This is a genomic window from Flavobacterium pectinovorum (assembly GCF_900142715.1).
GTDB classification, from domain to species: Bacteria; Bacteroidota; Bacteroidia; order Flavobacteriales; family Flavobacteriaceae; genus Flavobacterium; species Flavobacterium pectinovorum.
The window spans coordinates 680,723-705,130 of sequence record NZ_FRBX01000002.1 but is presented as its reverse complement, the minus strand read 5'-3'; the positions used below and the strand labels follow the sequence as shown (position 1 = coordinate 705,130).

Annotated in this window: 21 protein-coding genes and 1 tRNA gene; 8 read left to right on the top strand and 14 right to left on the bottom strand. The window is 32.1% G+C overall.

Translation table 11 applies throughout. The annotated features are described in order from the left end of the window. Positions 1–65: 65 nt before the first annotated feature. Positions 66–2,249: a carboxy terminal-processing peptidase gene (locus tag BUE22_RS09630; RefSeq protein ID WP_073394847.1), complete on the bottom strand. Its 2,184-nt coding sequence runs from the start codon at positions 2,247–2,249 to the stop codon at positions 66–68. 214 nt (positions 2,250–2,463) lie between these two features. Here BUE22_RS09630 and surE point away from each other — a divergent pair, with 214 nt between their 5' ends. The 5 genes from surE (at position 2,464) to BUE22_RS09605 (ending at position 7,276) form a co-directional block, all read left to right on the top strand. Next, positions 2,464–3,243 carry a 5'/3'-nucleotidase SurE gene (gene surE / locus BUE22_RS09625; protein WP_073394844.1) on the top strand — a complete coding sequence of 260 codons (780 nt, stop codon included), beginning with the start codon at positions 2,464–2,466 and terminating at the stop codon, positions 3,241–3,243. Further along, complete coding sequence (locus tag BUE22_RS09620; RefSeq protein ID WP_073394842.1) at positions 3,236–3,508, top strand: hypothetical protein; 273 nt, start codon at positions 3,236–3,238, stop codon at positions 3,506–3,508. The genes surE and BUE22_RS09620 overlap by 8 nt, the downstream gene beginning before the upstream one ends. Positions 3,509–3,574: 66 nt before the next feature. Then, positions 3,575–4,690, top strand: coding sequence for a lipid-A-disaccharide synthase (lpxB, locus tag BUE22_RS09615; protein WP_073394839.1), 1,116 nt, complete (start codon positions 3,575–3,577; stop codon positions 4,688–4,690). A 10-nt stretch (positions 4,691–4,700) separates the two neighbouring features. Further along, on the top strand, positions 4,701–5,186 hold the full coding sequence (locus BUE22_RS09610; RefSeq protein ID WP_073394836.1) for a C40 family peptidase: 486 nt from the start codon (positions 4,701–4,703) through the stop codon (positions 5,184–5,186). 53 nt (positions 5,187–5,239) lie between these two features. Then, positions 5,240–7,276, top strand: coding sequence for a ComEC/Rec2 family competence protein (locus BUE22_RS09605; RefSeq protein WP_073394833.1), 2,037 nt, complete (start codon positions 5,240–5,242; stop codon positions 7,274–7,276). Positions 7,277–7,284: 8 nt separating this feature from the next. Here BUE22_RS09605 and BUE22_RS09600 read toward each other — a convergent pair whose 3' ends face one another. The 6 genes from BUE22_RS09600 to BUE22_RS09575 form a co-directional block, all read right to left on the bottom strand. After that, positions 7,285–7,737, bottom strand: coding sequence for a thioredoxin domain-containing protein (locus tag BUE22_RS09600; protein WP_073395035.1), 453 nt, complete (start codon positions 7,735–7,737; stop codon positions 7,285–7,287). Between the two features lie 271 nt (positions 7,738–8,008). Continuing rightward, positions 8,009–8,467, bottom strand: a complete 459-nt coding sequence (locus tag BUE22_RS09595) for a thioredoxin domain-containing protein (protein ID WP_042566082.1) — start codon at positions 8,465–8,467, stop codon at positions 8,009–8,011. Positions 8,468–8,690: 223 nt separating this feature from the next. After that, positions 8,691–9,158 carry a thioredoxin family protein gene (locus tag BUE22_RS09590; RefSeq protein WP_042566081.1) on the bottom strand — a complete coding sequence of 156 codons (468 nt, stop codon included), beginning with the start codon at positions 9,156–9,158 and terminating at the stop codon, positions 8,691–8,693. A 56-nt stretch (positions 9,159–9,214) separates the two neighbouring features. Further along, a complete protein-coding gene (locus BUE22_RS09585) occupies positions 9,215–10,702 on the bottom strand; it encodes a peptide MFS transporter (RefSeq protein WP_073395034.1) in 1,488 nt (495 codons plus the stop codon). 1 nt (position 10,703) lies between these two features. Next, positions 10,704–12,380, bottom strand: coding sequence for a peptide MFS transporter (locus BUE22_RS09580; RefSeq protein WP_073395032.1), 1,677 nt, complete (start codon positions 12,378–12,380; stop codon positions 10,704–10,706). 36 nt (positions 12,381–12,416) lie between these two features. Then, positions 12,417–14,588: a S9 family peptidase gene (locus tag BUE22_RS09575; protein ID WP_073395033.1), complete on the bottom strand. Its 2,172-nt coding sequence runs from the start codon at positions 14,586–14,588 to the stop codon at positions 12,417–12,419. Between the two features lie 181 nt (positions 14,589–14,769). Between BUE22_RS09575 and BUE22_RS09570 the strand changes: the two genes are divergently transcribed. Together BUE22_RS09570 and BUE22_RS09565 are read left to right on the top strand one after the other, a co-directional pair. Next, positions 14,770–16,083, top strand: coding sequence for a hydroxymethylglutaryl-CoA reductase, degradative (locus tag BUE22_RS09570; protein WP_073394831.1), 1,314 nt, complete (start codon positions 14,770–14,772; stop codon positions 16,081–16,083). Between the two features lie 128 nt (positions 16,084–16,211). Further along, positions 16,212–17,126 carry a GYDIA family GHMP kinase gene (locus BUE22_RS09565; RefSeq protein ID WP_073394828.1) on the top strand — a complete coding sequence of 305 codons (915 nt, stop codon included), beginning with the start codon at positions 16,212–16,214 and terminating at the stop codon, positions 17,124–17,126. 19 nt (positions 17,127–17,145) lie between these two features. Here the strand turns inward: BUE22_RS09565 and BUE22_RS09560 are convergent, their stop codons facing one another. From BUE22_RS09560 to BUE22_RS09530, 7 genes are all read right to left on the bottom strand, one after another. Next, on the bottom strand, positions 17,146–17,583 hold the full coding sequence (locus BUE22_RS09560; RefSeq protein ID WP_042566077.1) for a hypothetical protein: 438 nt from the start codon (positions 17,581–17,583) through the stop codon (positions 17,146–17,148). 409 nt (positions 17,584–17,992) lie between these two features. Further along, entirely contained in the window at positions 17,993–20,092 is a 2,100-nt protein-coding gene (locus BUE22_RS09555; protein WP_042566076.1) for a peptidylprolyl isomerase, read from the bottom strand. A gap of 108 nt (positions 20,093–20,200) precedes the next feature. Continuing rightward, the gene (locus BUE22_RS09550; protein WP_073394825.1) at positions 20,201–21,460 is read right to left on the bottom strand and encodes a hemolysin family protein; all 1,260 of its coding nucleotides are present in this window, start codon (positions 21,458–21,460) and stop codon (positions 20,201–20,203) included. A 3-nt stretch (positions 21,461–21,463) separates the two neighbouring features. Next, positions 21,464–21,658, bottom strand: coding sequence for a hypothetical protein (locus BUE22_RS09545; RefSeq protein ID WP_042566074.1), 195 nt, complete (start codon positions 21,656–21,658; stop codon positions 21,464–21,466). Positions 21,659–21,668: 10 nt separating this feature from the next. Next, positions 21,669–22,220 (bottom strand): LPS export ABC transporter periplasmic protein LptC, encoded by a 552-nt coding sequence (gene lptC / locus BUE22_RS09540; RefSeq protein WP_042566073.1) that lies wholly within the window; start codon positions 22,218–22,220, stop codon positions 21,669–21,671. 52 nt (positions 22,221–22,272) lie between these two features. Beyond that, on the bottom strand, positions 22,273–23,499 hold the full coding sequence (locus BUE22_RS09535) for a BamG family beta-barrel-assembly machinery protein (protein ID WP_073394824.1): 1,227 nt from the start codon (positions 23,497–23,499) through the stop codon (positions 22,273–22,275). Then, on the bottom strand, positions 23,492–24,226 hold the full coding sequence (locus tag BUE22_RS09530) for a type III pantothenate kinase (protein WP_073394822.1): 735 nt from the start codon (positions 24,224–24,226) through the stop codon (positions 23,492–23,494). Before BUE22_RS09530 ends, BUE22_RS09535 begins: the two co-directional genes overlap by 8 nt. Positions 24,227–24,330: 104 nt before the next feature. On the opposite strand from BUE22_RS09530, the gene BUE22_RS09525 reads away from it, so the two are divergent. Continuing rightward, positions 24,331–24,406: transfer RNA gene (locus BUE22_RS09525), tRNA-Phe, on the top strand. Positions 24,407–24,408 lie beyond the last annotated feature (2 nt).

Below are 24,408 nucleotides of genomic sequence, written 5' to 3'. Positions count from 1 at the left end.
TAAAAAAACGCTCCGTAAATATAAACTTTCGGAGCGTTTTCATAACAAATTAATTTTCTAAGAAATTAAGATTTTACTAATTTATCTTTTTTCATTTTAGATGAAGTACCTTTTGCAACATTACCTTTACTTTGCAAATCATCCAAAACATTTAATGCTTCTTCTACATAAACATCTTTTGATAATGCCTGGTGCCAGGCTTCTCTCTTTTCTTTTAAAGTTGCATCGTTTTTAATTTCAAGCTCTTCATAAGGCAGTGATTTAAAAACCAAATTGTTTTTGTATTCTGAAATTGGTTTATATTTTTTACCCTCGTTTTCAACTTGTTCTTGTGTAGCTTTAAAACTGTTGATGTTTAAACTATAAGTGTTTTCTTTGTTTTTAATATCAATCCATTTTGCATTATCTTCAATTAATTTAAATTGAGGACTTTGAGCAATTCTAGTTGTACTATTCGCAATTGCCTGATTAAATTTTTGGTTTTCTGTCCATGTATTATAATCAGCCTGATCAATTTTATCCCAAGGCATTGCATTATCAATATCGCGTTCTCCCATTTTTAAATACGCATAACGATCTGGCATAACAACATCACTATGAACACCTTCTAATTGAGTTGAACCTCCATTAATTCTGTAGAATTTTTGTCCTGTAATTTTCAGTGCACCCAAATCTCCATAACTTGCATTACGAACAAACTGATTTAAATCAAGAACGTTTTGTACAGTACCTTTTCCGTAAGTTTGTTTACTTCCAATGATAATACCACGCTTGTAATCCTGAATTGCAGCAGCCAAAATTTCTGAAGCAGAAGCTGAGAAACTGTTAACCATAATTACTAACGGTCCGTCCCACTCTATCTTTTTATCTTTATCGTATAAAACTTCTTTCTTTTTTCCAGCAGATTTTACCTGAACAATTGGTCCTTCTTCAATAAATAAACCTGCAATATCTACAACTGTAGACAAAGACCCACCACCATCATCACGAACATCAAGTACGATTCCGTTAATATCTTCTTTTTTTAATCTCTCTACTTCAAGAGCGATATCTTTTCCTGCATCGCGACCATCTTTATTTTCAAAATCGATATAAAATTTAGGTAAATAAATTACCCCGTATTTCAATCCATTCTTTTCTACAATACTTGATTTTGCGTATGTTTCTTCGATTTCAACAACATCTCTTATAATAGAAATAACTTTGATACTTCCGTCAACTTTTTTAACGGTAAGTTTTACTTCAGTTCCTTTGTGTCCTTTAATTTTTTTCACAACATCATCCAAACGCATTCCCACAACATCTACAGGCTCTTCGTTTCCTTGTGCTACTTTCAAAATTAAATCTCCCGCTTCAAGTTGTTTTCCTTTCCATGCCGGACCTCCTGAAATTAATTCATCAATTTGAGTAAAATCATTTTTCTTGGTTAATCTTGCACCAATTCCTTCTAATTTTCCACTGATATTCACATCAAAACGATCTTTTTCCTCTGGTGCAAAATAACTTGTATGAGGGTCAAAACGTGTCATAATAGAATTTACGTACACAGAAAACCAATCTTCTTTATTCAAATCTTTAATAAGACTAAAATTATCATCTAAAGATTTTAAAGAACTTTCACGAGTTTCTTTTTCTAAAGTTTCAAACGATTTTACTTTATAAGCAGGATCTGTTTTTTTCTTATCTTCTTCCAACTTTTGTTTTGTAACAAGTGATGAAAGTGTAGATAATTTAATTTGCTTTCTCCATCTTTCATTAATTTCTGTTAGATTTTTGGCATAAGGCAGCGTCTCATAATCTGCATTAAAAGTCTCGTCAACATTATAATTAAAAGGTTGAGCTAAAATAGTTTTATAGCGTTTTTTGCTTTCTTCCATACGTTTCATCAATCTTGTATAAGTAAGATTGAAAAAGGTAAGATCCTTGTTTAAAAACTGATCGTCAAGCATCAATTCATATTGCTTAAATTCATCAATATCAGACTGCAAAAAGAATCTTTTTGAGGGGTCAAGCGCATCAATATAATCCTTGAAAATTCCTTTAGAAAACTCATCATTTATTTCAGCAGGACTGTAATGTCCTTTTTCAATAACAAAAGCAAGTAATTCTAAAAGCGTTTTATCTCTGTTTGGATCCGGATCATCTTGCTTATCTGCATTAATTTTAAAAGCAAATAAGGTTAAAGACAAGCATAATACGGCTATAAGTATTTTATAATTTCTTTTCATAAACATAATAATAGCATTCATCAAATTTTTTAATCTAAGTTACGGTAAAAACTGTGCCAACAAAGCCAAGCTCACTATAATTTTTTGTTAAAGATATAAAAATGTTTGAAGTACCAAAGCCATCTTTACTTTAGTTGACAAATTTTATTTTAATTGTTACTTTTCTACAAAATCTGTCACTACATTTGTTATATAATGCAGCATTTTTAGCTGTATAACAACACTTATTTAAATTATGAAACAAGAAAAGCCCCTTATATTAGTTACCAATGATGACGGAATTCTGGCTCCCGGTATCAGAGCTTTAATAAGTGTTATGGAAACTATTGGCGAGGTAATAGTTGTAGCGCCAGACAAGCCACAAAGCGCCATGGGACATGCCATTACTATCAATAATACTCTTTATCTTGATAAAATTTCGAAAGAAGGCGACGAAATTGCTGAATATAGCTGCTCCGGAACTCCCGTTGATTGCGTCAAACTGGCAGTAAATGAAATCATGAAAAGAAAACCTGATTTGTGTGTTTCAGGAATTAACCACGGATCAAATTCTTCTATAAATGTTATTTATTCCGGAACTATGAGTGCCGCGGTTGAAGCAGGAATTGAGGGGATCCCGGCAATTGGTTTCTCTTTATTAGATTTTGACTGGAATGCCGATTTTGAACCTGTAAAATCTTTTGTCAAAAGAATTACTCTGGAAACAATTGCGAACGGATTACCAAAAGGTGTAGTTTTAAATGTCAATTTTCCGAAATTAAAAGAAAATGAAATTAAGGGTGTCAAAATTTGTCGTCAGGCGAAAGCTTACTATGCTCAGAAATTCGACAAGCGCCAAACACCTTTTGGCAAAGATTATTATTGGCTAACAGGTAAGTTTACAAACGAAGATCAAGGAGAAGATACTGATGAATGGGCTCTGGAAAACGGTTATATTTCGGTAGTTCCTGTGCAATTTGATTTAACAGCGCATCACACTATACAACAACTTAATACATGGAATTTAAATGAATAAAAAAGATATTACTATTGGTTTCTTAATTGGAATTTTTGTCGCCTTCCTGGGGAGTTTTTTATTTATAAAAATCTTTACTGATTTTGAAATTTCAACCGGAATTAAGACAATAAAACAATATGGCTATTTGGGAAAAGTGATTGCTTTAGGAGCCACTTTAAATTTAGTTGTTTTTACAATTCTTTTAAAAATCAATAAAGAATTTATGGCAAGAGGAGTCATTTTTGCTGTAATTGTTTTGGCGATTTCTACTTTGTTTATTTAAATTCTATCTTTGCATTGCAAAATTTTGTTGTGTTTTTAAAATAAAACACATCTCAAAAATACTTTTATGAAATACTACATAATAGCTGGCGAAGCCTCTGGAGATTTACACGGTTCAAATTTAATGAAGGCATTATATGAGGAAGATCCTCAGGCTGAAATTAGATTCTGGGGAGGTGATTTAATGCAAAAAGCCGGAGGAACTCTGGTAAAACATTATCGTGAACTAGCCTTTATGGGGTTTGTTGAAGTTATTTTTAACTTAAAAACCATTTTTAGCAATATTGCTTTTTGCAAAAAAGATATTACATATTTTCAGCCAGATGTCATTATTTTTATAGATTATCCTGGTTTTAATATGCGTATTGCAAAATGGGCAAAAGCATTAAATTACAAAACGCACTACTATATTTCTCCTCAAATTTGGGCCTGGAAAGAAAACAGAATCAAAGCCATCAAACAGGATGTCGACAAGATGTTTGTGATTTTACCTTTCGAAAAAAGTTTTTATGAAGACAAACATCATTTCCCGGTAGATTTTGTTGGTCATCCTTTAATTGATGCTATTCAAAATCAGCCGCCTTTTGATGAAGTTATTTTTAGAAAAGAAAATCAATTGAGTGAAAAGCCGATTATTGCTGTTTTGCCCGGAAGCCGCAAGCAGGAAATCACCAAAATGCTAAGTTTGATGTTAAGTGTTGTTGATGATTTTCAGGATTATCAATTTGTAATTGCCGGCGCACCAAGTCAGGATTATGAATTTTACCAGCAATTTATTACCAATAAAAACATCAAATTTATTTCTAATAAAACTTATGATCTGCTGCGTTCTTCAACAGCTGCATTGGTAACATCCGGAACAGCAACTTTAGAAACTGCACTTTTTAAAGTACCCGAAGTGGTTTGTTATAAAGGAAGCTGGGCTTCTTACCAAATTGCAAAACGCATTATTACCTTAAAATACATTTCGCTTGTTAATTTAATTATGGATCAGGAAGTTGTAACAGAATTGATTCAGAACGAATGCAATCCAAAACGTATTAAAGAAGAGTTACAAAAATTACTAAACCCAAATTATCGTCAAAATCTGCTGAAAAATTATGATATTCTGGAGCAAAAACTAGGCGGAATTGGCGCAAGTAAAAAAACTGCAAAACTTATTGTTGCCGATTTAAAATCTTAACCTTTTTATTTTGAAAAAAATACTCGTTTTATCTTTGTTGTCTTTGATGTTTATTTCGTGTAAATCGACATCACCTGCAATAAACAAAACTGAATCAAAACGAGAAAATAAATATATTGTAAATAATTTAATCGAAACTGCAACAGACAATATTGGCGTACGCTATAAAGCCGGAGGAACAACCAAAAATGGTTTTGATTGCTCTGGCTTGGTTTTCACCACTTTTGATTCTCAGAATATTAAACTGCCAAGAAGCTCGTATGAACAATCTAAAATTGGAAAAATAATTAGATTAGACGATGCAAAAAAAGGTGATTTAATATTTTTCAAAACCAATAAAAGCAACCAAATAAATCATGTTGGTTTAATTACCGAAGTCCATTCTGATGAAATAAAATTTGTGCATTCTTCAACCTCAAAAGGTGTAATAATTTCATCAACCAAAGAAGCTTATTATCAAAAATCTTTTACACAGATTAATCGAATTATTGATTAATAATACACATTAAAAATATTATTTTTCTTACAAATTTTTAATACTTTTAGATCATGAAAGTATTAGATTTTCCTTTGGTTAAAATTACCATCAGTTTTATTTTAGGAATTTTGGTTTGCTATTTTTGGCAGCCTTCAATTCTATTAGCCACAACTGCTCTTGGTCTCGGCATATTCTTAATTTCAATCTTATATTTTCTTTCAAAAAAGAGCAAAAAAGCAAATATTCTTTTTGGCATAAGCATTAATTACCTTTCATTTTGTGTCGGAATTACGACGCTCCTGATCAATACCGATTCTCTTCAGCAATCTAATTATACACATTATGAAAAAGCTTTTAAAAGTGAGCATTATGTAACTCTGACACTTCGAGAAAAAATCAAAAGCAATGATTATAGTGATAGATATATTGCCATTGTAAACAGCATTAATCAAAAAAAATATTCGGGGAGGATTATCATAAACGTACAAAAAGACAGTTTGCCAAATCTTCTTATAATTGGAAACAAAATAAAGGTAAAAACAATTTTACATCACAATAGTCCATCCAAAAATCCAAATCAGTTTGACTACAGTAAATATTTGGCAAACAAGCAAATATATGCACAAATCTATACATCAAAAGCAGCGATCAATATTAACAAAAAAATCAAAAAAGATATTTGGTTTTATGCTTCACGATTAAACACAAGAATAATTCGCAATCTTGAAAAAGCAAATTTCAATAAAGTCGAAATGGATGTTGCAATGGCATTAATTTTAGGACAGCAACAAGAAATTTCAGCTGATATTATTAAGGACTATCAATATTCTGGAGCTACCCATGTTTTATCCGTTTCAGGGCTACATGTAGGCTTTATAATGATATTCATTCTATTTATTTTAAAACCAATTCCCAACACAAAAAAAGGTTCTTTTACAAAACTAGTTGTCATTATAATTTCACTCGCACTTTTTGGTATTGTATCAGGACTTTCACCTCCCGTTTTACGTTCAGTTGTTATGTTTTCTTTTATTGCCATTGGCAATCATTTACATAGAAGTACTAATACTTATCATACTTTACTTGTTTCCGTGTTATTGATTTTACTTTTTGAACCTTATTTCCTATTTGATGTTGGGTTCCAGTTAAGTTACATTGCATTATTTTCTATTGTATGGATTCAGCCTTTATTCAAAAATATATGGACTCCTAAAAATAAAATCATTAATTATCTTTGGGAAGCCTTAACCGTTTCATTCGCAGCACAAATAGGCACTTTCCCTATTTGCTTGTATTATTTTCATCAGTTTCCGGGGCTTTTCTTTGTGACCAATATTCTCATTTTACCTGTTTTATCCTTTATAATGATTGCAGGAATAATTGTTATGGTGATTTCTGTATTTCAAAGTTGTCCATTATTTATTGTTCAAATTTTCGAAAAAAGCATCTATTTCTTAAATCTTATCATTCATTATGTAGCATCTTTTGATTCTTTTGTAATTATAAATATCTGTTTCAATTCTTATTATCTGTTTACATTTTCCTTAGTAACTATAACAGTGATAATATGGTTTAAAAAACCAAGTTTCGGTAAATTAATTGCGTTTCTTTTTACTCTTATTTTACTGCAAATTTCATTTGTTTACACTAAAAAAGAAACTGAAAACCAAAGAGAATTAATTGTTTTTAATACAGCAAAAAAAACAATTATTACAAAAAGAACCGGACAAAATGTTTCCATTTTTACAAATGACAGCCTTCTAAAAAAAGAAACAAAAAATAACATTACCGATGCTTATTTAGTTGGAAATTTTGCCACTTTGAAAGAAATAAAAACCGTTAGGAATCTTTTGTTTTTTAATGGCAAAAAAATCCTTTTAATAGATAGTACCGGTATTTATGAAGATAAAATTCAACCGGATATTATTATTCTAACGCAATCGCCCAGAATAAATTTAGATCGTATTTTACAGAAACTCAAACCAAAAATCGTAGTAGCAGATGCAACAAATTCAAATTCTATGCAAAAATACTGGAGGACAAGTTGCCTGATAAAAAATATCCCTTTTCACGCAACACGCGAAAAGGGATACTATACTTTGAATTAAAATTCTTGCTATTCCTCCGGATTCAAAATCAAATTAGATTCAGCAATCCATGCTTTTACACCTCCTGAATTGTAACCAATTTTTCCTAAGGAATTAAAGTTGGTTTTTCCTGTTCTCATAGCTGCGGTTGCAAAACAAGCTTGGGGTAACTCGTCTATACCGAAGGCATTTTTTAAGGAAACATTTTGGTCTCTTACACTCTGAGATGCTGAAGCATCAGACAAATCAAGTTTTACTAAAATAACATTTTTATTCGACCAATTGAGAAAATCAGGCGTGTTAAAAATTTCATTTTGAATTTTTTCCGGTGCATTTGAGGCGGTAAAAAAAATCAATAATGGTTTTCTTTGTTCATTACTTATTGCAATCGCATCTGTCAGATTTGTACTCCAGACAAGGCCTTGTGATCGCATAAAAAACGAACCTAAAAAAAACAGTAGGATAAGTAATTTTTGGGTCATAAAAAATAAGGTTTGGTTATAATAATTGAACCAATTTAACATAAATACGCTAAAAAACAATCCTGACGGAGTTAAAAAGTTAACGAAGTCTTAATAAAAAGGAAATCACTAATAAATTGATAAAAAAATAGCAATTTGAAAAAAAACCGAGCTTTAAATAGCAAATGTCGTTACACTAAATTGCCGGAACAGGCAAAAAAATATCCCTTTTCACCTGTCGTGAAAAGGGATTACTACAAAATTAAATTTAGAAAGTAATTAAAAAGTTTTATTATTCGCTTTCACTGGGATGCAAAATCGAATTTGACTCAGAAATCCACGATTTTGCACCGCCGGGTTTGTAGGCAAGTTTTCCTAACGCACTAAAAGTCGTTTTGTTTTTTCTAACAGAAGCACTTGCAAAACAAACTTCGGGTAATTCAACAACGCCAAAAGCATTTTTAAGTCTTACATTTTGTTCTTTATCACTATCAGAAGCATTAATATCGGATAAATCCAATTTAACAAGAATAACATTGTCACGAGACCAAACCGCAAAATCAGGCGTCTTGAAGATTTCATTTTGAAGATTATCCGGCACACCAGAGGCAGTAAACAAAATCAGCATTGGTTTATTTTGCTCATTGCTTATAGCGATAGCATCAGTCATGTTTGTTCTCCAGACTAAATTTTGAGAATGTAACATAAATGATCCAAAAAAAACGAGTAGGATAAGTAATTTTTTAGTCATAGTAATAGGTTTGGTTAGATTAGCATGACGAAATTAACATAATATTTTAATTTTACAAGTTTTATTAATACAAAAAATACACTATATGTTTTTTTAATACCAATAAAATAATAAAATAATAATTTCCAAAAATGCAAATCAAAACTTTTCCTACTAAACAAAAAAAACTCCCTACATTACTGTAGGGAGTTTTTTAAAATTATTTATTGAATAAAATTTTCGCTTAAGATTTTTTCGGATGTACAATTCCTTCCGCAACTGCCAGCCAGGCTGATGGTCCACCTGCAACATATCCGGTCTGTCCAAGTCCTTTAAAATTTACTTTACCATCCTTAGCTTCTGCGCTGGTAAAATAAATAGTCGGAAACCCCTGTATACCAAAAGCTTGCTGCAACTCATTATTCTGATTTTTTATTTCAGGAGTTTGCGGAGTTCTTCGTGGGTAATCCAACTCTACTAAAACAACATTGTCTTTTGCCCATTTCTGAAATTCAGTTGTTTTTAAAACCTCATTTTGCAAACGGATACACCATCCGCACCAATCGCTTCCTGTAAAAAACATTAGCATTGGTTTATTCTCCTTATTGCTTACAGTAATTGCTTCTTTTACATCTGTATACCATTTTAACTCTTGAGCTTGAGAAGTAAATGCTCCTAATACAAAAAAGGCAACTAAAAATATTTTTTTCATGGTCGGCGTTTTAATTTTTTACAAATTTAAACAAAAAAAGAATCGGTAAATGTCGTCTATTTTACTTCTTGCATTAATTTTTTGATTAAAGGCGTTGTTACAATTAAAACAACACCTGCAACAAGTGCATATATAGCCAATTGATAATACCCATCTGTATAAGCAATAAGTTTAGACATTAAAGTCGTTCCTGTATTAGCATTTGACATTTCTGAACCTAGTTTTCCGGCTGCAAATTGCCCGAATGCGCTTGATAAAAACCAAAGCCCCATCATCATACCAAACAATCTTTTTGGAGATAATTTGGTAATTACAGACATTCCGATTGGTCCGATACAAAGTTCTCCAAGTGTATAAACCAAATATCCTAACGCAAATAAATCTAATGAACTTAGCCCATTTGCATCAACAAAAAATCTGGCACTATAAAATATAAAGAAACCAACAGCTAATAGTATAAACGAAAATCCAAATTTAATAACTGTATTCGGCTCAATTTTTCTTTTGTATAAAAAGATCCACAATAATCCCACTAATGGGCTAAAGATAATAACGTATAATGAGTTGATACTGTTATTGACTACGTTTGGATCAATATTAAACCACAATAGTTTACTTGATAAATTATCTTTAGCAAAAAGCGAAAGCGACCCTCCTGACTGTTCAGAAATAGCCATAAACATAAAATATCCGAAGATAAAAATGAAAGCGGCCAGTAATTTGTATTGTTGTTTTCTGTCTTTTATTTGAAACAATTCATATAAGAAATACAATAGTGCTGCAATTCCAATCGTATACATAAAATATTCTGTAAAATCAGAATTGATAACCATTATGTAAACTAACGGAATCACTACAATAGAACCCACATAAACTGCGATTTCATAAAGATTACGTTTTTTTGCAGGGTGGTTTTCAAGAGGTGAATTCCCAATTGGCGCCAAGTGCTTTTTCGTTAAAAGAAAAGTAATTACTCCAATAATCATTACAATTGCTGCAGATAAGAAACATAGACTCCACGAATAGTTTTTTCCTAAATAAATAGGAATTGCACCACCCAACATTCCACCAATGTTAATACCGGCATAGAACATTCCATAACCTGCATCTCTTCTTCCGTCGCTTTCATGATATAACTCACCAACCATTGAAGATACATTTGGCTTAAAAAAACCGGTACCAATAATAGATAATGTAATTCCGTAATAAAAGAAATCATGTGGAGAAGCCGCTATTAGCAAATTCCCCAAAATCATTACGATTCCACCAAAAAGCAATGACTTTTTAAACCCTAAAATTTTATCGGCAAAAATACCTCCAATAAAAGTAAAAGCATAAACAAAAGCCTGAATAGCTCCATATTGAAGATTTGCTTTTCCTTCAAGCAAACCTAACTGGTCTACCATAAAAAAAGCTAAAACCCCTCTCATTCCATAGAAGCAAAAACGCTCCCACATTTCAACCAAAAACAAATACCATAATTGCTTTGGGTATTTTCCTTTAAAATCCTGTATCTGTTCTAATGTAATTGTATTGTTTTCCATCTTATCTAACTCCATGCATCATTTTTTTCAAGAAAGGAGTTAAAGCAAACAAAATTATTGCTGCAAGTCCTGTAAGAACAACAAATACCATGAAAAACTCGTATAAATTATGAATTTCAAATCCGGCAAAAAAGTGATTATGAGCACTAATTTGGTGTTTATCCAACAAGGCTAATTGCTCTGCAGTTGGTGTAATTTTATTATCTAAAACCGCTTGAAGATCAATTCCTAATTCTTTTGCTTTTGCAAATTTATCTCCGGTTGCAGGCAAGATAGAACCCAAAGTTCCTCCTAAAGCATAACCAGACGCATTCGACAAAAAGAATACTCCGTATAATAATGATGCAAAACGTTTTGGAGATAACTTACCTACCAATGATAAACCAATTGGTGATAAACACAACTCAGCACATGTATTTAAGAAATACAATAAGATAAGCCATTTTACTAATAACAGTCCTGAAGTTCCAATATATGAAACCTGAGTGGCAATCATAAAGAAACTAATACAGATTATCACTAGTCCGGCAGCTAACTTTACAGGAGAAATAGGTTCTTTTTGATTTGCTCTCAAAGTATCCCATAAAATACTGAAAGGAACAGCCATAACAACCACAAATAATCCGTTGAAAATCTGAACCATTGATGGAGGCATTAGATAGCCAAAGAAATGTCTGTCTGTTTGATTGTCTGCAATAAAAGTTAAAGATGAACCAGCTTGTTCAAAAGCGGCCCAGAAGAAAATAATAAAGAACGAGACAATGTAAATTACAATAATTCTGTCTCTTTCAATTTTTGTTAAAGACGTATCTGAAATAATTAATCCGGCCAAAGCCAAACCGCTGGAATAAATCAAAGTATAAATTAAATTCTGACCTACAACATAATGAAAAAAGAAACCTAAAGCGATAAATGCAATTCCCGCAATAGTTAAAGCTTTATTAGAAAAATTTGCTTTTTGTGCTTCTCCTTCTTCAAAATCTTCTGCAACATTTTTAGAAGGTAAACCTCCTAATGGTCTTCCTTCAGGAGAAACCACATATTTGTTTTTTAAGAAGTAAAAAAGAACAGTTCCGATAAGCATAGCACCAGAAGCTGCCATGAAACCCCATCTAAAAGCGTGAATATCTCTAATTCCTCCAGAATCTTTAACATCTCCTAACAAAGGACAAATTGACTGCCCTAAGAAAGCACCGATATTAATACCCATGTAAAAAATAGTAAAGGCAGTATCCAGTTTTGTTTTTTCCTGTTTTGGATACAAACTTCCCACCATACTCGAGATATTTGGTTTGAAGAATCCATTACCAAAAACAATAACACCTAAAGCAGAATACATAATGATTTTAGCCAAAGGCAGGTTCGCCTCAAAAATACTTCCACTGGTAAATAATAACATCTGGCCAATTGCCATCAATAATCCACCTAAAAGAATACAATTTCTGTTACCTAAAAAACGATCGGCAACAAAACCACCTAACATTGGTGTCAGATAACAAAGCCCAAGAAAACCTCCATAAATCAGCGAGGCTTCTTCTTCTTTCATTAATAATGAGTTTACAAGAAATAAAGTCAATAAAGCCCGCATTCCATAAAAATTGAACCGCTCCCACATCTCCGTCCCGAACAAAACCCACAGTCCTTTTGGATGCGCCGTTTTTACTTGAGTTTCTTCCATATTATTCATTATTTTTTAAAAGTTGATAAAGTTATACTATAAATTTTCTTTGATAAAATTAGTCATTTTGTTATAAAGCTGAATTCTTGTTTTACCTCCGTAAATACCGTGGTTTTTATCTGGATATATTTGAGAATCGAATTGTTTATTAGCCTGAATTAACGCTTCCATCATTTGCATAGAATTTTGCACATGTACGTTATCATCACCAGAACCGTGAATCAATAAAAATTTACCTTTTAATTTGTCAACGTGATTTATTGGAGAATTTTGATCATAACCGCTTGCATTTTCCTGTGGAGTCTGCATGTATCTTTCTGTATAAACACTGTCATAAAATCTCCAGTTTGTTACCGGAGCAACAGCGATTGCCATTTTAAACACATTGTTTCCTTGAAAAATACAGTTTGAAGCCATAAAACCTCCATAGCTCCATCCGAAGATTCCAATTCTTGAAGCATCAACATAAGGATAAGCTCCAATTACTTTTGCAGCATCAATTTGATCTTCTACTTCGTATTTTCCTAATTCTTTCTGTGTTACTTTTTTGAAGTCAGCACCTTTAAAACCAGTACCTCTACCATCAACACAAGCTACAATATAACCTTGTTGAGTAAGAGATAAGAACCAGTAATCATCTGTATTGTTCCAGTCGTTATTTACTTGTTGAGATCCCGGACCAGAATATTGGTACATGAAAACCGGATATTTTTTTGAAGGATCAAAATCTTTTGGTTTTAAAATCCATGCATTAAGTTCGTTTCCTTTTGCTGTTTTTAAAACAAAAAATTCTTTAGCAGGAAGATTATATCCTTTCAATTTATCTGCAAGAGCCTGATTGTTTTCGATAACCTGAATTTCTTTTCCAGTTTTTGACTCATTCAAGGTATAAGTCGTTGGCACTAAATTGCTGGAAAAAGTTGTAATGAAATATTGGAAATTTGGACTGAAAGTAGCAGCACTTGTTCCAACTTTTGAAGTTAAACGTACTTTGTTTTTTCCGTCTAAACCAATTCTGTAAATATCTCTGTTGATTGAACCATTTTCTGTAGATTGATAGAAAATAGTTTTATTTTTTTCGTCGAAACCATAGTAAGACACTACTTCCCAGTTTCCTTTTGTAACCTGATTTTTAAGTTTTCCGGTTTTATCATACACATAAATATGATTAAAACCGTCTTTTTCGCTTGTCCAGATAAAACTGTTGTCTTTTAAGAAAGTTAAGTTATCTGTCACATCAACATAAGCTTTGTCTTTTTCATTTAAAACCACTTTTGCAGCAGCCGTAGTTCCATCTACAAATAATAAATCAAGATTATCCTGATGACGGTTTAAAACCTGAGCACATAATGTATTATTATCATTTGTCCATTGTAATCTTGCAATATAAAAATCTTTATAATTCCCTAAATCAACTTTTTTCGTTGCATTTGCAGCCGCATCATATATATGTAATGAAACTACAGAATTTTTTTCTCCGGCTTTAGGATATTTGAATGTTTCAACTGTTGGATACAAGTCTTTTTTGAAGATTGACATTGAAAATTCCGGAACGGCACTTTCGTCAAAACGAATATAAGCTAATTTTTTACTGTCTTTACTCCAGTCAAAAGCACGAACAAAAGCAAATTCCTCTTCATAAACCCAGTCCGTAATACCGTTGATCACTGCATTTTTCTTTCCATCTGTAGTAACCGCTGTTGATTTTTTTGAAGCTACATCATAAACATAAAGATTGTTTTCTTTAGCATAAGCGATTTTAGTTCCGTCAGGAGAAAAAGTTGGTTCCTGAACCTGAAAATCAAAAAGCTTCGTTAATGATTTAGAAGCAATATCATATAAAAAATAATCTGCCGTAAAAGAGTGGCGGAAAATTTGATTCGTGTTACAAGCAATTAAAATCTTTTTTTCTGATGCATCAAAAGTATAACTGTCAATTCCGTCTGCTAATTCCTTATGGTTTTTTGTATCAATTAAATTAGATACTTTTTTAAGCGTTGCAAAATCGTATAAATCAATTTGCATACTTCTGCTGGCGTTGTCAACATTCAATACAGTATATTGGTCTGTATTTTTCAAAGATTGCAATTCATCCATTCCTTTGGCACGAAATGCTCCACCATAAATATTCTCAACAGTAATTTTTTGTTGCCCAAAAACCGTAGCAACTAAAAACAAAAGTATAACAGTAATTTTACTTGTATTCATTTGAATTAATTTAAATATAAAAAAGAGCCCAATTTTAGTGAAAAAAATAAACATAATACACATTTTAAGTGTTAAATGTTAAAAAAAATAACGATTGCGTATTTTTCAATTTTAAATAGATTATAAACAAAACTCTTAAATTGGTATCTTTGCCGCAACATTATTATTTAAAATACTGAAAATGAACAATGCTGTTGCCGGATTTTCGAAATTATCCAAAAAAGAAAAAATAAACTGGATCGCCAATGAATACTTTTCTACTCCCGAAGAAGCGCTTAATATAATAAGAAATTACTGGAATTCAGATGAAAAGCTTCAACAGCTACATGATGAATTTATAGAAAATACGATTACTAATTTTTATATTCCGCTTGGCGTAGCACCCAATTTTTTAATCAACGGAAAATACAAAACCATTCCAATGGCAATTGAAGAAAGTTCAGTTGTAGCTGCTGCTTCAAAATCAGCAAAATATTGGGCAACTCGCGGTGGTTTTAAAGCAACAGTTATTAACACCGAAAAGATTGGTCAGGTTCATTTTACTTTTAATGGAGATGCAGAAAAACTACAATCGTTCTTTGACCAAATAAAACCTAAGTTTTTCTCAGAAACGCAAAGCATTACCAAAAACATGCAACAGCGTGGCGGTGGAATTTTAGATATTAAATTAAAAGACAAAAGAAGTTTACTAGAAAATTATTTTCAGCTTCATGCTACTTTTGAAACCAAAGACAGCATGGGCGCAAATTTCATTAACTCTTGTTTAGAACAATTTGCAACGACTTTAAAAGAGGAGTTTCAAAATTCTGAATTGTTTTCAGAAGAAGAAGCGATCAACGTAATTATGAGCATTTTATCTAATTATGTTCCGAATTGTCTTGTTCGCGCCGAAGTTTCCTGCCCAATTGAAGATTTAACCGAAAAACACATTACAAATCCACAGGATTTTGCAGAACGCTTTGTTCAGGCAGTGCAAATTGCAGAAATTGAGCCCTTTAGAGCCGTAACACACAACAAAGGGATCATGAATGGTGTTGATGCTGTAATTTTGGCAACGGGAAACGATTTTAGAGCTGTAGAAGCCGGTGTACATGCTTATGCATCACGTAATGGTCAATATGCCAGTTTATCACATGCTAAAATCGAAAACGGAATATTTACCTTTTGGTTGGAAATTCCACTTGCTTTAGGAACCGTTGGCGGATTAACTTCGTTACATCCTTTAGTAAAATTATGTCTTGAAATGCTGGAAAAACCTTCTGCAGAAGAATTAATGCAAATTGTTGCCGTTGCAGGTTTGGCGCAAAATTTTGCTGCCTTACGTTCTTTAACTACAACCGGAATTCAGGAAGGGCACATGAAAATGCATTTAAACAACATCATTAATCAATTTGAAGCCAACGAAGAAGAACGCCATTTAATTAAAGCTCATTTCAAAAAGAACACCGTTTCGCATAGCGCGGTAGTTGAATTTATTGAGAATATAAGAAAATAATTGATTAATAAATTTCAAAAATTATAGTTTCCAAATAAAAATCCCAAATTCCAACTCCCTACAATAATTGGAATTTAGTCCCGAGGCTTCGGGATAAAAGATTGCAATTTCCTTGAAAAAATTATAGAATGAAAACAACCTTTTACAGTAACGGAAAACTTTTAATTTCCGGAGAATATCTTGTTTTAGACGGCGCTAATGCTTTTGCTTTGCCTACAAAATTTGGTCAGGATTTGATTATCGAAGAAGGAACCGACCAGACAATAGAATGGAAAAGTTACGACTATGATGATCATCTTTGGTTTGAAGATGTTATTTCGTTTTCTGAAATTATAAACAAAACCATTCCGGAATCAGAAACTGTAAAAACAACTTTAATCAATATTCTGCACGAAGCTTATGTATTAAATCCTGATTTTATTAATAATTCTAACGGATTTAAGGCAAGTACGCATCTTACATTTCCCAGAAAATGGGGATTGGGTACTTCCTCTACCTTAATAAATAATATTGCGCAATGGGCAAAGATAAATGCGTTTACTTTACTTAATAACAGTTTCGGAGGCAGCGGATATGATATTGCCTGCGCACAAAATAATACTCCTATTTTATATCAGGTTGAAAATAATGCTGTGAAACCGGTAGTTTTTAATCCGGCTTTTAAAGAAAACATTTACTTCGTTTATTTGAATAAAAAACAGAATAGCAAATCAGCAATAAAAGCATACTATAATAACAGGAACGAACATTTAGCAGAGAATGTTGCTAAAAACAATAAAATCACAGACGCTATTTTAAATGCCAAGACTCTAAAAGAATTTGCGCTAGCAGTAGAAAAACATGAAATTCATTTAAGTAATATCCTGGAAACAAGAACAATCAAAGAAATAGCTTTTTCTGATTTTAATGGCGTAATAAAAAGTCTTGGGGCTTGGGGCGGCGATTTTGTAATGGTAATTTCTAAAGAAGATCCAAAAGCTTATTTTACTACGAAAGGATACGAAACTATTTTGACTTATGATGAAATGATTTTACAAGTGTAAATTATCTCTCTGCAATTTATTAATTTACTTTCTTGTTCCTAACTTGTTTAGAGGTTTCAAGTCGGCGTACTTTTTGGTTTTCTTGTTCGTTAGATTCTATAAGAGTATTATGCAGGCGTTCTGCCATTTTTTCTATACTATTTGTAATAGAATCATAAACTAGTTCCATTCTGCGATGTTTCTCTTCTTTTACCGCTTTTAAAACATCTTCTACAAAAAACTTATCGTATTTTTCAGCAACAGAATCACGAGTATTAGTAAGTCTGATAACATAATCGTTACTCAATATCGTAACCTTGAAATGTTGTTCTTCATTACTTAAATAATACTTTCCTCCCAATTCATCAACATTGATGTCAGTACTGCTTACCTTCAAAAGCTCGGTAATTATCCCAAAAATATGATTCTCAATTTTGGTGTATACTTTAGCTTTTCTTCTAAACAAAAACTTAAACATAACAAAAATTAAATGCCTGATTATTAAAGTACTTACTCATTCTTGTTTTGGAATTTTAGTTGGTATTTTGTGTTGAAAATTTCGACAAATAAACTGCAATATTTTGAATATCACAAATTTTTTAAATTATATTTCGATTATTCCTATAGAATTATCAAAAATAGACATGTAATTATTACAAAATTATTCTGAATTTGTCTAAATTAACGGAAACAAAAAAGCATTTAATTGCTAATTAAAGCAATTTATAAATTACAGTTCTTGTTCGGAATGATATACGAGAAATTGCTCGTTTTAGTTTTAAAAATTTGACTAAAAATTACTTTAAAAACCTTAAACGCATAAAAAAACCCGAAACATTCAAATGAACATTTCGGGTTTTATATTTTTTTTTATTTACTAGTATAGACTAGTAATTAAATTGCAATCTGTTATCTTCAATTTTAGCATTGTTTTTTAACGCTGGTAAAATTCTGCTTGCATCAGATGCAGTTTGAGTTTTTATTTTTGCAACATATTCTGCATGGTTAGCAATTGCAGGAGCTTTTACTGTACTAATGTTTTTTACAACATACACCCCAGTATTTCCTTCAATTGGAGCAGAAACTTTATTTGCTCCTAAAGCAAATGCAGTTCCAACAACTTTAGGCTCTTGCCCAACTCCACCAGGTAAAACAGGATTATCCAAAGTTACATCAGTAGCTTGTTGAACAGCAACTCCGGCACTTTTAGCAATAGCTTCAAGATTTGAACCTGTCATTTTAGCTTTAAGCATTTCTGCTTTTTTCTTGTTTTTCAAGATTGGCTCAACATAAGGTCTTGCAACAGTTACAGATACTAAACCTGATTTGTTTTCGCTTTTGTATTGTGCGATTACGTGACCAATATTAGCTAATTCAAAACGTTTTACATCACCGATTTTTGTTTCCTTGTCAAATGCCCATCTTACAATGTTACGTTGATTCCCTAAAGGACCAAACGCTTCATCCATAGCTTTTGCAGTTACAGGAGCAGCAGCTTTTAAACCTAAAGCTTTTGCTGTTGCGTTAAAATCTTTATCAGCAGCGTCCATTTCGAATTTAGTTGCTAATGTAAATACTTTATCAGAAGTAGCTTCAGAAGGCTCTATTTTTTGAGCAATTGTAGCTAAACGAATTCCGTCTTGTTTATCTGTAATTTTGATAATGTGAAATCCAAATTGAGTTTCAACTAAACCAACTTTTCCAATTCCATTATTGAATACAAAATCATTGAATGGTTTTACCATTTGGTTTGGACCAAAATATCCTAAATCACCACCTTGCTGTGCAGATGAATCATCAGAACTTGTAAAAGCCAACATCATGAAACTATCAGGATTTGCCTGAACCTGAGCCAGGATTCCTTCAGCTTTAGCTTTAGCTTCTTCTTTTGTTCTTTTTTCTTTTGCGTTAGGAGTTTGAGATCCTTCGTAACCAATTAAAATATGACTTGCTTTTGCATTAACACCAGATTTAAATCCTAAAGATTTAGATATAGCATAATATCTTCCGTAAACATAAGGTCCGTAGATCGCTCCGGCAGGCAAGCTGAATAATTTATCAGCATCAACTGCAGGTAAATTATTTTTAGCTACATATGTAGAATCGTAAGGAACATCAGAATTTGCATTTACAAATTCGGCAATGTTTGTTGCGTTTCTAAAACCTGGCAAAGTATCGTTTTTACCTGTTTTTGCATTATATTCTACTCTTCCGTTTAATAAAGCAGTAATTTTAGCTTTAATTTCAGCCTCATCTTCTTTTGAAGCTTTGTCTTCAACTAAAACATATTGAATTTCACGAGTTTCATCCGCTTTGAATTTTTTCTCGTTTTTCTTCATATAATCAACAATTTCATCATCAGAAATTTTTACATCACTATCTTTAATTGAAGAATATAATCCGGCAGCATAAGCAAAGTTTACTTTATTAGCTTCCATTTCATATTTCAATTTCCCTTCACTAGCAGTTGTGTAAAGACCTGATTTTACTAATGTATTGTAGATTTGGAATTTTGCGTTTAATTCAGCATCTTTTTCTTTTGCAGAAATATATTGTGCTGCTTCAGGATTTGTTTTAAAGTACTCTTTAAATTTAGCTACGTCAAAAGCACCTGCTGCGTTTAAAAACATTGGATTTTTACCAATATTTGGGTCAGTTTTTAAAACTTCCAAAAGGTGTTTTTCTCCAACTCTCAATCCTAATTTGTCAAACTGAGATGACAATAAAGCAATTGAAACCTCTTGATCCCAAACTCTGTTTGCAGCTTCAGTGGAAGTAATTCCTTGCCCACTTTTTTCAACATTACTAACTTTAACTCTAAAGTCTTCAAATGAAATATCTTTTCCATCGATGCTTCCTACATCTTTTGAACTCTGACCGAAGCTTCCTCTTGTGAAAAGATCTTGTATTATAAATGCAAATAATGCAAGTGCAATAACTCCTATCAATAAAGCGGAACGCTGTCTAATTTTTGCTAAAACTGCCATTTTTATTATCGTTAATTTTATATTCAGTTTGCGAAAATACAATTATCTAGTTAATAACAATACAACTAGTGTTTTATTTTCGACATTTTTTTTTAATTAATGAAAAAATCACTCTTTTATCGTCATTTTTACCAATTCAATTTTCTTGTTTGACGCTTCTTCAACCACAAAATGGAAGTGATCAATCACGATTTTTTCTCCTTTTTGAGGTATTTCTTTTGTAGAATTCACGATAAAACCACCTAATGTTCCGTAAGAATCTTCTTCAGGAATGTCTAATTTATATGTTTCATTTAAATATTCAACATCTAAACGTGTCGAAAACAAATATTGACCGTCACCAAGCTCCTGCTCTATTAATTCTTCATCTAAATCGTGTTCATCTTCAATTTCACCAAAAAGCTCTTCTACAATATCTTCTATTGTTATAATTCCCGAAGTTCCACCATGTTCATCTAAAACAACGGCAACGTTTTTTCGCTTTTTGATTAACAAATTTAAAGCGTCTTTTATTGAAATTGTTTCAGGCACAAACTCAACCGTCATCAAAACCGATTTAATTGTTTTAGGCTTTTTAAACAAATCAAAAGAATGCACGTAGCCTACAATATCATCAAGTGAGTTTTGGCTTACTACAATTTTAGAATAACCTGTTTCAATAAATAATTCCTTAAGCTCTGAAACACCTGCAAATATATCAATATCAACAATTTCCGTGCGAGGTGTCATGATATCGCGCGCTTTAACACCCGAAAATTCTAAAGCATTTTGAAAGATCTGAATTTCTGAATCGACTTCGTCATTTTCTTCTACAGAACTCATTTGTTCGGTGATATAATTTCCTAACTCTATTTTGCTAAAATACAATTGAACCTGATCGCCTTCTGTTTTAAAAAACTTTCTTAAAATAAAATCTGAAATCCAGATGAAAAAAGTCGAAATATAATAAAACAACCTGTAAAACAAATAAGCCGGAATAGCAAAAATCTTAATCAGGGAATTGGCATAAATCTGAAAAAAAACTTTGGGAAAAAACTCAGCCGTTACCAAAACTACAAAAGTAGAAATCACGGTCTGAACCAATAAACTGGTAATATTTGAAAACTGATATCCTAAATGAGCAATACATTTCAGGACTACATCTCCCATAAAAAAACCGTAAACTACAAGAGCTATATTGTTGCCAATAAGCATAGCAGCAATAAATTTTGACGGATTTTGGGTAAGTTTCGTTAAGATTTGAGAAAGAAAATTATCTTGCTTTTTTTCTATTTCAAGATAAATTTTATTGGAGGAAACAAAAGCTATTTCCATTCCTGAAAAAAAGGCTGATAGTATTAAACATAGTATTATAATACTAATTTCCATTTTTTATTGTTTTTTATAATGATCATCAAATCTTTTAGCATATTTTCTTCTGAAGAAAAACATAAAAACACTCACTGCGGCAATCAAAAAGCTTAACCAGGGATTTCCGGTAGGATCATTTAACTTTGTAATTCCGTCATAAATAAACGCAACTGCAATTATTAAGTAAAGGTATTGTGTGTATTTTAAAATGCCCATAATCTTTATTTTATTCTTCGGCTTCTAATTCGCCGGTTACTCTTTGTGAGTTTATTACTTTAAAATCTTTGCTGAAGTCAATTCCCTGCCCGTACGAAACTCCTTTTGCATCTGTTAATTTAAACTTCCTCTCGGTATAAAACCATTCGTTTTTCTGATCAAAATACAACTGTTCTGTTTCTAACATCTGACCTGTTTCTGAAGTGATTTTTACTTTTCCCTGCAAATCAATAATCCCGGTTTGCTTATATGAAACAGCATAATTGGATCTTATAAAAGTACGCTTTTGATTTTTATCATACAAAGTAACGTCAATTCCTTCAGGAAATTCTGTAAACGGAAAATCAAGATTAGAATAATCCAGCATTTTTCGGCTTTTAAGAACTCCGGTTATGCGTCCTGAATCTGTATATTTTATATCGACAGTATCAGCATCACTTCCCGGAACAAACTCTGAAAAGTTAATTTTCTGAACTTCTTTAAAATTACTTTCGCATCCAAAAAACAGTGTCACAGCAAAAACTGTGACAGCGTTTATTATATATCTCTTTGGTAAATTCATTTGCCAAATGTAGTAAATTGTAGTGAGCTTAAAAAAACATAAAACCTTATGCTTAATTGAATTTACTTTTCACGAACCATTTATCGTTAAAAGAGAAACTTAAGCTAAAATTTAAATAGTTTTCCTGAACTAAACCTGCAGATGTTGTCCCTTTTTTACCAAACTCGATTCCGAAATTTACGTTTGAAAAAGTTCCTGTAATTGGAAAACCTGCACCTAAAGACATTCCAACATCATTAATTGATTCATTATTTACTATTAATCCTGTTTTTTCAAATTTAAGACCTGCTCTATAAGTGATTCTGCTAAAATAACTTGAAAAAGAGCTGTAATTTGGCACATAATATCCTCCAACTGCATATTTAGAATACTTTTCGTAACGAACATTATCACTTGAGTTGTAATAATTATTAAGTTTCCCGTCTCCCTGAAAAGCTATTGTTGTACCTACCAACCATTTTCTGGCTTCTCCAACACCTGCACCAAACGTTATTTTGTTTGGCAATTTCAACGTATTTTCAACAGGATCACCGGTTACCTCATCCGGATCTCCGTCAACTTCAATAATTCTTGAACTGTCTGAAGTTAATGTACTTGCAAAAGTGTAGTTTAAACTAGTATATAGATTTAATTTTTTATCAATTTTAGTTTGATACATTGTACCAATATTAAAATTCACACCTGATAATTCAGAAGCATTGGTTTCTCTTGTAGCACTTTGAACTCCGGTAACGGCTTCTATAGTAGTTGTTGAAATTTTACCAAAGTTATATTGTACATCTGCTCCAATATTCCATTTTGGTGTAATTTTATAACCTAAACCAAGGAAAACTTTGTTTACGCCACCTTTTCCTTCAAGCTGACTGTTTACTCCTCCTTGTGTCGGGTTTAGATCTGAAATTTTATACCCTACAGAAGACAAAGGCACTAAACCAAAACCGGCTCCAAATTTACCCATTGGAATCCCTAATGCTAAATAATCAAAAGTTGATCTTTGCGCTTTTGAAGACTCAGTGCTGCTTTTTATATTATTCGTTCCAAAAGTTCCTCCAACTGTAAAAGTCGTTTGTCCAAGACTGGCATAACTTGCCGGATTTTCAATATTCAAGTGAATACTATCCTGTTCTACTGCAACCCCGGCCATCGATCTGTTTTCAAGGGTTCCTTTAAATCTTGATTCTCCAATTCCGTAAAAAGAATATGGTGACGAAGTACCTTGCTGAGCAAATGAAACGAACGAGATAAGTAAACAAGCACTTATTATAATTTTTTTAATCATTGTCGATTTTATATTGAAATGTTTGGTTCAAACTTTCCAGAAGGAAATTTGAATTGGCAAATATGGTATTTTTTAATCGTTTAGCCAAAAATTCTGCATCGCCACCCGTTAAAATTATTATAAAATTTGAAAAGTTTGTGCTATATTCATCGATAAAACCGTCAATCTCATAGACGAAACCATTAACAACTCCAGAATGAATGGCTTGTTGGGTCGAGTTTCCTATATATGAATCAGGCAACTCTAAAGCCAGCAAAGGCAGCTTGGCCGTGTAATTATGCAAAGCTTCATAACGTAATCGCAGGCCCGGAGAAATAGCTCCGCCCAAATAATTGTCGTTTTCGTCGACAAAATCGTAGGTAATGCAAGTTCCCGCATCAATAACTAACCTGTTTTGTTTTGGAAATTGTAAAGTTGCTCCCGCAGCCAAAACCATTCTGTCGATTCCTAACGTTTTTGGTGTCGCATATTTATTTATAAAGGGAAAAATATCCTCATGCGTTAAAAAATGAATATTGAGTTCTTTTTCGAAAGCCAAAAAAGATTGTTTTTCGATGTTTCCAACCGATGCAACAACTAAATCAGAACAATTTGAAAACTTTTTTAAAATTTTTTCAATTTTTTTTTCGAGTTCATTTTTCTCAAAAACGAAATTTTCAAGAACTTTACTTCCCTCAAAGACAGCCGCTTTAATTCGAGTATTTCCAACATCAACAGTTAAAACCATATTTTTTTATTTACCAATGCGAAGGTACGAATTGATTTTTTTAAAAAAATGTTTTGGATAAACGAAAAATGATTCTATCTTTGCACCCGCATTAACCGCACAACGGTACCTTAGCTCAGATGGTAGAGCAATGGACTGAAAATCCATGTGTCCCTGGTTCGATCCCTGGAGGTACCACCAAA

Excerpts from the sequence above, each read along its gene's own strand:
- lptC (WP_042566073.1), bottom strand. The coding sequence starts at position 22,220 with ATGAATTTACCAAAGAGATATATAATAAACGCTGTCACAGTTTTTGCT.
- BUE22_RS09535 (WP_073394824.1), bottom strand. The coding sequence starts at position 23,499 with ATGATTAAAAAAATTATAATAAGTGCTTGTTTACTTATCTCGTTCGTT.
- BUE22_RS09590 (WP_042566081.1), bottom strand. The coding sequence starts at position 9,158 with ATGAAAAAAATATTTTTAGTTGCCTTTTTTGTATTAGGAGCATTTACT.
- surE (WP_073394844.1), top strand. The coding sequence starts at position 2,464 with ATGAAACAAGAAAAGCCCCTTATATTAGTTACCAATGATGACGGAATT.
- BUE22_RS09600 (WP_073395035.1), bottom strand. The coding sequence starts at position 7,737 with ATGACCCAAAAATTACTTATCCTACTGTTTTTTTTAGGTTCGTTTTTT.
- BUE22_RS09530 (WP_073394822.1), bottom strand. The coding sequence starts at position 24,226 with ATGGTTTTAACTGTTGATGTTGGAAATACTCGAATTAAAGCGGCTGTC.
- BUE22_RS09605 (WP_073394833.1), top strand. The coding sequence starts at position 5,240 with ATGAAAGTATTAGATTTTCCTTTGGTTAAAATTACCATCAGTTTTATT.
- BUE22_RS09555 (WP_042566076.1), bottom strand. The coding sequence starts at position 20,092 with ATGGCAGTTTTAGCAAAAATTAGACAGCGTTCCGCTTTATTGATAGGA.
- BUE22_RS09620 (WP_073394842.1), top strand. The coding sequence starts at position 3,236 with ATGAATAAAAAAGATATTACTATTGGTTTCTTAATTGGAATTTTTGTC.
- BUE22_RS09575 (WP_073395033.1), bottom strand. The coding sequence starts at position 14,588 with ATGAATACAAGTAAAATTACTGTTATACTTTTGTTTTTAGTTGCTACG.
- BUE22_RS09585 (WP_073395034.1), bottom strand. The coding sequence starts at position 10,702 with ATGGAAAACAATACAATTACATTAGAACAGATACAGGATTTTAAAGGA.
- BUE22_RS09570 (WP_073394831.1), top strand. The coding sequence starts at position 14,770 with ATGAACAATGCTGTTGCCGGATTTTCGAAATTATCCAAAAAAGAAAAA.
- BUE22_RS09560 (WP_042566077.1), bottom strand. The coding sequence starts at position 17,583 with ATGTTTAAGTTTTTGTTTAGAAGAAAAGCTAAAGTATACACCAAAATT.
- BUE22_RS09545 (WP_042566074.1), bottom strand. The coding sequence starts at position 21,658 with ATGGGCATTTTAAAATACACACAATACCTTTACTTAATAATTGCAGTT.
- BUE22_RS09630 (WP_073394847.1), bottom strand. The coding sequence starts at position 2,249 with ATGAATGCTATTATTATGTTTATGAAAAGAAATTATAAAATACTTATA.
- BUE22_RS09595 (WP_042566082.1), bottom strand. The coding sequence starts at position 8,467 with ATGACTAAAAAATTACTTATCCTACTCGTTTTTTTTGGATCATTTATG.
- lpxB (WP_073394839.1), top strand. The coding sequence starts at position 3,575 with ATGAAATACTACATAATAGCTGGCGAAGCCTCTGGAGATTTACACGGT.
- BUE22_RS09565 (WP_073394828.1), top strand. The coding sequence starts at position 16,212 with ATGAAAACAACCTTTTACAGTAACGGAAAACTTTTAATTTCCGGAGAA.
- BUE22_RS09580 (WP_073395032.1), bottom strand. The coding sequence starts at position 12,380 with ATGGAAGAAACTCAAGTAAAAACGGCGCATCCAAAAGGACTGTGGGTT.
- BUE22_RS09550 (WP_073394825.1), bottom strand. The coding sequence starts at position 21,460 with ATGGAAATTAGTATTATAATACTATGTTTAATACTATCAGCCTTTTTT.